The organism is Mycobacterium sp. 1165196.3 (genome assembly GCF_001673415.1).
GTDB lineage: Bacteria > Actinomycetota > Actinomycetes > Mycobacteriales > Mycobacteriaceae > Mycobacterium > Mycobacterium europaeum_A.
This window is the reverse complement of sequence record NZ_LZLU01000259.1, coordinates 1-7574: the sequence shown is the minus strand read 5'-3', so window position 1 is coordinate 7574 and position 7574 is coordinate 1. Positions and strand designations below refer to the sequence as shown.

Genomic DNA, 7574 nt, shown 5'->3' with positions numbered 1-7574 from the left:
CGGTGGGCAACGTGGTCGACCCGATCAACCTGATCGACACGCTCGGCGTCGACCAGGTGCGCTATTTCCTGCTGCGCGAGGTCCCGTTCGGCCAGGACGGCAGCTTCAACGAGGACGCCATCGTCACCCGGATCAACTCCGACCTGGCCAACGAGCTCGGCAACCTGGCGCAGCGGTCGTTGTCGATGATCGCCAAGAACCTCGACGGGGTCGTTCCCGAACCCGGCGAGCTGATCGCCGCCGACACCGAATTGCTCGCGACGGCCGACGGTTTGTTGGAACGCGTCCGGTCCAATTTCGACGCGCAGGCGATGCACCTGGCCCTGGAAGCGATCTGGCTGATGCTCGGCGAGGCCAACAGGTACTTCTCGGCGCAGCAACCCTGGGTGTTGCGCAAGAGCGAGTCCGAGGCCGATCAGGCGCGGTTCCGCACCGTCTTGTACGTCACCTGCGAGGCGGTGCGCATCGCCGCGCTGCTGGTGCAGCCCGTCATGCCCGACTCGGCCGGCAAGCTGCTGGATCTGCTCGGGCAGGCGCAAGACCAACGAGCGTTCGCCGCGATCGGCACGCGCCTGGCGCCCGGCACGGCGCTGCCCGCTCCGACCGGGGTGTTCCCCCGCTACCAGGTCGAGTGAGCGGACCGCTCAACGCCGCGTGACCAGCGGTCGAAGACCCGGACAATTCGGTTGAAGAGCAAGCGAGTTCGGCGCCACGGCCAATTCATCGGGAACGCTTTGGACAAATGTGTCCAACATAACTTCTGGCATAGACCATAATCTTCGGTGTGGAACGACGCCAGAACAGGCAACAGAGCCAATCGCCGATGACGACCTTGAAGGAGCTGCCCGCACTGGTTGTGCTGGAGCGGATCCCGGTTCCGGTGCTGGCGATCGGAGACGACGGCAGTATCTTGTTCGCCAACACCGCATTTGCCGACATGATGGGTTACGAGCCGGAAGAGACCCTGTCGCTGCGATTCGAACAGATCTTCCATCAGGCCCCCGCCTCGGATTCGCTGTTGGCGACGGTGCACGCGCTGGCGAACATGGTCGTCGAACTGGCGCACAAGGACGGCTCGGTGGTGCGCGCGATGATGAGCAAGTCCGCCGTGCGACGGGTGGACGATCAGTTCGCCCTCGCGGCGTTCCAGGATCTGACCGAACAGCTCTGGGAAGAGGCGCGCTAGCGCCGCTGACCCTTAGCGGCGGCCGGCCGCGCCGGGCTTGTGCCGCCGCCGCGGCAGGCCGCCGCAGACCGTGAGCCGGAAATGGTCGAACGTGGCGTTGCCGCCGACCGCCAGCCGCGGCAAAGCCAGCGGGTCGCAGCCGCGATCGGCGAATCCCGGTGTGGTGGACAGCGCCCAGCGCACCCCGCGGCGGCGCAAGACATCCTTGGCCCGGTCATCGAAATCCTGCGGCCGGCCATTAGGGTAGGCGAAAACCCTTGGCGTTGAGCCGGTCTCACGTTCGATCGCCACACAGGAATCGGTGATCTCCCGTTCGACCTTGTCGTCGCCACACCGGGCAAGGATGGGGTGGGTCACCGTGTGCGGATACAGCCTCACCAGCGGGTCACCGGCCATGTCCCGCACCTGCTCCCAGGTGAGCATCCGGAACGGGCCGGCGTCCCCGTCGTCGCGGTACCCGAGCGCGGCCAGGACCTCATCCAGCACGGCGACGCGTTCGGTGTCGCCGAGGTTCTTCAGCGCCTCCACCGCGGCCGCGTAGACCCGGCCGCGCCTGGCGTCGCCGTCGAGCGAACGCGTCCCCAATTTCAGTGCGGCCAAGTCGACTTCGGCCACCGCGGTGCGGGCGATCGCCAGCCACAGCCGGTCGGGCCACAATGTTTCGCCGGTGCCGATCGGACCCGTCGCCAGGAACACCGACGCGGGCAGGTTCAACTCGCGCAGCACCGGCAGAGCGTGGGTCGCGAGGTTGCCGGTGCCGTCGTCGAACGTGATCGCCACCGCGAGTGGCGGCAGCGTCCCGTCGGCAAGGGCCGCCAGGGCCTCCTCGAGCGCGAGGACGTTGAAGTGCTTGCGCAGGTACTCCAATTGGCGGCGGTACATCGCCATCCCGCCGACATGCCAGCAGGGCGGCGACAGCGGCGCGTCTTCCACGCCGTGGAACATCACGATGGCGAGCGCGTCGCGATGTCGTCGCCGGGTGAGTGCCGGGACACCGGCGGCGCACAGCGCCGCGGCTGCGATGTTCCTGACGGCGGGGCGGATCTCGATGTCCCTGATTCGCGCCATCGACGGTCAAACGCTATCGGCGCCGCCATGATTCGCGCCTGACCCGCCACAGGATCACCCCGGCGCCGACGATGGCCACCGCCACCCAGCCCGCGCCGAACCAGTACAGCCAGTCGAGGTTGGAATGGCTCGCCGATCCCCCGGCCGAGGCGCCGGCGGCCAGCGGCGGGTGGTCGACGGTCACCGGGTCTTGCCCGGGCACCGACACCACCGCGACACCCTTGAGCCGCTGCCAGTGTTTGTTGTTGTCGCTCTTGAGCCACCTGATCAGCTCGTCGAGCTGCCCGGGCGCGCCGTTGGACGTCGCGATCAGCAGCGACCGCCCGTGGTTGAAAACCGTTTGCAGAGAAGCGAACCGCAGCACCGGGTCCAGTGTGAGCTTGGCCGGCTTGTCACCGGGGCCGACGGCGCTGACGGTGATCGGGCCGCTAGGCCCCGCGGCCACCGGCAGCGCCACCTCGGACTGGTTCCACCCGTCGGCGGAAATCAGCAGTGCGGGATCGGAGGAGTCGATCGCCTGTTTGATACCGGTGACAGTGGTGTCGATCGGTATCGAGCTGATTCGCTGCAGGCCCACCACAATGTCGAGCGCGCGCACGGTGTCGACGAACGAGTGCTCGGCGATGCCGACCTGGACGCGGGGCATCAGGGTTTGGGGCATCGACTGAAAACCGTCGGGCACCGGCGGCGCGGCGGGGCTGCTCTCAACCGTGCTGTCGCCGTTGATGTTCAGGGTGAGCAGTTGATTTCCCGGTCCGGCGGTGTAGAAGTCGCCGCAGTGTCCGACATTGCTCGCCACGTCGAGTACCAACTCGAGGTTGGTGTAGCGCTGCAGCAGCCGGTCGGGCACGTCGATCCAGCGGTCGATGGTGCCGTGGCCGTCGGTGGGCCAGTGGTCGATGGTTTCCGGGCCGATCGTCACCGCGATCTGGCCGACGCCGTTGTTCGACGTCGGGGTGTAGGACCCCTGCAGATGCACCCGCACCGAGTGGATGGATCGGCCAAACCTGGTCTGGTCCACTCCGATCGACACCCGCGGTTGCAGTGAGGTCGAGTTGGCGAAGGGCTGTCCGAGCTCGCGCAGCGAGGCGGTATTGCCGGGCAGTTGCACCTTGGGCTTCGGCGAATCCAGCGTGGCCTTGGCCGACAGGGCCAGCTCCGACACGTCGCTGAACAACGCGGCCGTGTCCGAGTCGTCGGTTCGGTTCAACGGCCCCGACATCAACAGCCACGGCACACCGGAGGAGCCTTGCAGCGAAAGCCCGTTGTCCGGGCCCTCTTTGACGACGATCTGGCGCTCCAGCGATTGCGGCGGGGCCGGGGGCGCGGCCTGGCCTTCCTGCAGGGGGATCACCACGATCTCGGGAACCTGCTTGCCGTAGTGCGCGGCGGCGGAGGCGGCGAGCTGAATTGCCGTGTCGGACTCCGCCGTCGAGGGCGACTGCGGCAGATAGATGCTCAGCTTCCGCAGCACCGGCGGCAGGAAATGGGCCACGGTGGTCGGCGGCAATTCGGCCCCGGTGTAGGTGACGGTTCCGTTGGTCAGCCGCAGGGGGCTTTCCTGATACAGGCAGTATCCGTCCACCGGAACCAGGTATGCGTGCACGGTGACCGTCAGCCAATTGTCGTTGACTTCCGCGCCCGCCAACGGGATCGCGATCGGTGTCTGGTCGGCGGTGGGCAGGTTCAGCCTGGCAAGGGTGCGCTCCCCCTGCGTCACGGTGATCATCCCCGACCGCAGATTGATCGGCAGCTCGACCGTCGTATTCAAAGCGGCCGGCGTCAGGCCGTGCAGCACCGGCACGGTCAGCTGCTGGCTGCTCGTCAGCCCCCAGAATTCCAGGGTGGAGGCGGACCCGACGTCGAGCAGCGACAGGGTCGTCGTCGAGTCCGTCGACGGGGCCGGGTCGGCCGGCGCAGCCCATGATGCCGGAGCGCTCATCAGCAAGAATCCGACGACACCGGCCAGCGCAATTACTCGACCGAGAGATTTCCGGTATATCACCGGAACAGTATGCATTGTTGAAAGCGCTTCAACCCCAATAACGGAATCGCCGTCGTGGCGACCGCGAAAAGGTATCTCGCAACGCCTCTTCGAGATCCCGCGGCGCCTCGGCACCGGCTATCGGCGAAATCTAATCGGTTTGCGATTCCGCGGTGGCGTCCTCGCGGGACGCCCTGGCCGCGGCATGACGCATTTCTTCGCGCCGGAGGAATTGCTGAAAGTAGGGCAGCGATGCCTCGGAGACGACACCGGGAAGCAGCAGGTTCCAGATCTGATGCAGGCGCTCGGTGGGGTCGCCGACGATGTTGCCGATCCTGCCGTGGCTGGATATCGCGTTGGCTACCAACCGCGCCCCGAAGATGGTGCCGATGACCGACGCGCTGAGCACGTCGGGGTCGATTTCGTTGCGGAGGTCTCCCTCTTTGATCGCCCGCCGAGCCTCTTGCGCCGTCTCCAGCATCAAGTTGGCGTAGAACCGCGAGGCCGCGGCGTTGAATCCGCTTAACGCCGTGGCCAATTGCGCGGCCGCGCGGGCCATTTTGTCCGAGCTCAGCACCTCCACGATCGTGAACGTGCCGTGCAGCAGGTTCTCCAGCCCGGGCGACGACGATCCGCAGACATTGCGGAAAGCGCTGAGAAGGGTGTCGGAGCCTTCCTCGATGATGTTCGACGCCAACGATTCTTTCGAATCGAAATGGTGATAGAGGGCGCCCTTGGTCATTCCGGTCCGCTCGATGATGGTGCTCCAACCGGCGGCGGCATACCCGACGTCACTGAACACTTCGATGGCGGAGTCGAGGATCTTCCGGCGGGTGGCTTCAGAGCGAACTTGGCGCGCCATGGTGCACGCACCTCCGGGATCTCATCGGATGCGCAGAGCGCTCATCTGGTTTCACATTGCCCGCAAGACGGCTCACAGTATCAGTCGTTACAACGATCCGACCGTGCAAACTGCCCGCGCCGTTACTGGTCGTCGGCATCCGCTGAACTGGTGGTGATGGCGAGCGCCGCACGCCGCCTGAGGAATTGGCGGAAGTATTCGGTGCGGTCCGCTTGCAGAATCCCGGTCAGCAGCAAAGACCAGCACTTCTCCAGGTCGCGCAGGAACCGCTCGGGGTCGTCCAGGTCGCTGGTTTTGCGCAGCCCCATGTGCAGCGAAACCATCAGGCGGCCGATGTCCTGCGGGTCACACTCATCGTTGATATCGCCCTCGGCCTTGGCCTGCTCGGCGACCCTGCCCAGGGCTTTGATCCACTGATCGAACAACTTCGCCTGCAGCCCGTCCGAGAGGCCGACCGACTCCATCAGATTCAGTCCCGACCTGACGGCATCGGTCTTGATGTCCTTGATGGCGATCAGATACGAGAAGTCGATCAGGGTCTCGAGGCCCGAGAGGCCGCGCGTCATCAGTTCTTGCACGGCGACGGCACCGGCTTCGGTCTGGCTGTCGATGATCGCGACGGCCAGGGCGTGCTTCGACTTGAAGTGGAAGTACATGGCGCCCTTGGTCAGCTCGGCCTCGGCGAGGATGTCGTCGAGACCGACGTCGTGGTAGGGGCGCCGGGCGAACTGGTGGGATGCGGCCCGCAGGATCTGTTGCCGGGTCGCGTCCGCTCGTCCGTCAGTCGAATGGGTCGTCATAACACTCGCGAGCTCAGGTACCCCGCGGCGCGGGTTGGGCGCCGCCGTTTCGGCCGAGGCCGACGCCGCGGGCCGTTTCGCCCGCCGTTACGTCGTCGAACGCCTTGCTCATGCAGGGCACAACTACCTCGGTTCTTCAGGGGTGGGAGCGAACACGCACCCGTGTCGCTCAAGACATGTAGCCCACTCCAGAGGTTAGCAGTCATACGGCTGTCCCGTTTGACGCGTGCGTAAATACCTGAGGTCTAGATCACACGCTATTGTCAAACCATTAGTATGTTTTGTACGCTATTGTCAGATCGTCAGTTTGGTAACGGCCTAAACATCGTCTCGACCGTCTGCACCGCATAAGGGGAAGCACATGTCGTTCGTCACGGCGAACCGCTGGTCACAGGCCTCAACCGGCCCACGGACCACGGCTGACCAGCGGATTGTCGACGCACCGACGATCGCCTCCACCTCTCCCGCCGCCGGCGCCGCGTCGGCCCGGCAGCCCGTCACGGTCTGAAATGATCGATTTCGGAGCGCTTCCGCCGGAGATCAACTCCATCCGGATGTACACCGGACCCGGCCCGCTTTCGCTGATCGCCGCCGCGGTGGCCTGGGACGGCCTGGCCGCCGAATTGCATGCCGCATCGAGTTGCTACCGCACGGTTATCGCGGGCCTGACCACCCAGCGCTGGATGGGCCCGTCGTCGCTGGCGATGGCCTCCGCGTTCGCGCCGTACATGGCGTGGACGGCCGGGGCCGCCGCCCGGGCAGCGGAATCGGCCGGTCAGGCGCGGCTCGCCGTGGAGGTCTACGAAGCCGCCTTCGTGGCGACGGTCCCCCCGCCGGCGGTCGCGGCCAACCGGGCGCAGCTCGCGATGCTGGTCGCGACCAACTTCTTCGGCCAGAACGCGGCGGCGATCGCGGCCACCGAGGCCGAGTACGGCGAGATGTGGGCGCAGGACGCCGCGGCGATGTACGAGTACGCCGCGGGCTCCGCGGCCGCGTGCTCGGTGACCCAGTTCAACCCGGCGCCCAAGATGACCAACGAGAGCGGGATGGCCGAGCAGGCCGCGACGGTCGGGCGGGTCACCGCGCAAACCGAGCAGGCAAACCTCGCCCAGGTGGTGTCGAAGGTGCCCACCACGCTGCACCAGCTTTCCTCGCCGATGAAGTCCAGCGTCTCCATGCTGACCGACACCGGCAGCGACGTCGGCACCACCCTCGGAACCACCGGGAGCACGGCGACCGACTCGTCGATCATGACGGGCCTCGCGTCGGGCATACCCGGCGCCATTCCCAGCGCGTTCTCGGCGGCGGCCACCCCGCTGTATGGGATGTCCTCCATCCTCGGCATGGCCCAAACCGCACAGGGCTTGGCGAATGCCGCCAGCAGCGGGGCCGCGGCCGCGGCGTCGGGGGCAGCCAGCGCGGCGAGCTCCGGCGCGGGCGCGCTCGGCTCGCTCGGCTCGGGTGTCTTCGGCAGCCTCGGCAGCGCCGCGTCGCTGGGCCCGCTGGCCGTGCCGGCGAGCTGGACGAGCGTGATCCCGGCCGCCAACAGCGCCGTCTCCGCGCTGCCCGCCATCAACCTCGCCGGCGCGAACGTGCCCCCCAGCGTCATGGGGTCGTTGCCGCGCCTGGCGGCCGCGACGGGCAAATCGCTCGGACCCCGATACGGCGTTATCC

At 66.8% G+C, this 7574-nt stretch carries 7 protein-coding genes; 3 read left to right on the top strand and 4 right to left on the bottom strand.

Annotation, left to right across the window (positions count from 1 at the left end):
- Both A5659_RS24830 and A5659_RS24825 read left to right on the top strand, forming a co-directional pair.
- Nucleotides 1-635 (top strand): class I tRNA ligase family protein (locus A5659_RS24830; protein ID WP_156749359.1); only part of this gene is annotated, 635 nt, incomplete at its 5' end.
- A gap of 188 nt (nucleotides 636-823) precedes the next feature.
- Nucleotides 824-1186, top strand: a complete 363-nt coding sequence (locus A5659_RS24825; RefSeq protein WP_051445841.1) for a PAS domain S-box protein — start codon at nucleotides 824-826, stop codon at nucleotides 1184-1186.
- A 12-nt stretch (nucleotides 1187-1198) separates the two neighbouring features.
- On the opposite strand, the gene A5659_RS24820 is transcribed toward A5659_RS24825, so the two are convergent.
- The 4 genes from A5659_RS24820 to A5659_RS24805 all read right to left on the bottom strand — a co-directional run bounded on the left by A5659_RS24820 (nucleotide 1199) and on the right by A5659_RS24805 (nucleotide 5900).
- Nucleotides 1199-2245 (bottom strand): polysaccharide deacetylase family protein, encoded by a 1047-nt coding sequence (locus A5659_RS24820; RefSeq protein ID WP_067184951.1) that lies wholly within the window; start codon nucleotides 2243-2245, stop codon nucleotides 1199-1201.
- Between the two features lie 22 nt (nucleotides 2246-2267).
- Nucleotides 2268-4274, bottom strand: a complete 2007-nt coding sequence (locus A5659_RS24815; protein WP_067184948.1) for a hypothetical protein — start codon at nucleotides 4272-4274, stop codon at nucleotides 2268-2270.
- Between the two features lie 115 nt (nucleotides 4275-4389).
- Nucleotides 4390-5100, bottom strand: coding sequence for a TetR/AcrR family transcriptional regulator (locus A5659_RS24810; RefSeq protein ID WP_066871826.1), 711 nt, complete (start codon nucleotides 5098-5100; stop codon nucleotides 4390-4392).
- Nucleotides 5101-5222: 122 nt separating this feature from the next.
- Complete coding sequence (locus A5659_RS24805; RefSeq protein WP_066871829.1) at nucleotides 5223-5900, bottom strand: TetR/AcrR family transcriptional regulator; 678 nt, start codon at nucleotides 5898-5900, stop codon at nucleotides 5223-5225.
- Nucleotides 5901-6409: 509 nt separating this feature from the next.
- Between A5659_RS24805 and A5659_RS24800 the strand changes: the two genes are divergently transcribed.
- Nucleotides 6410-7574: PPE family protein (locus A5659_RS24800; RefSeq protein ID WP_067184944.1), on the top strand; the 1165-nt coding region annotated here is incomplete at its 3' end.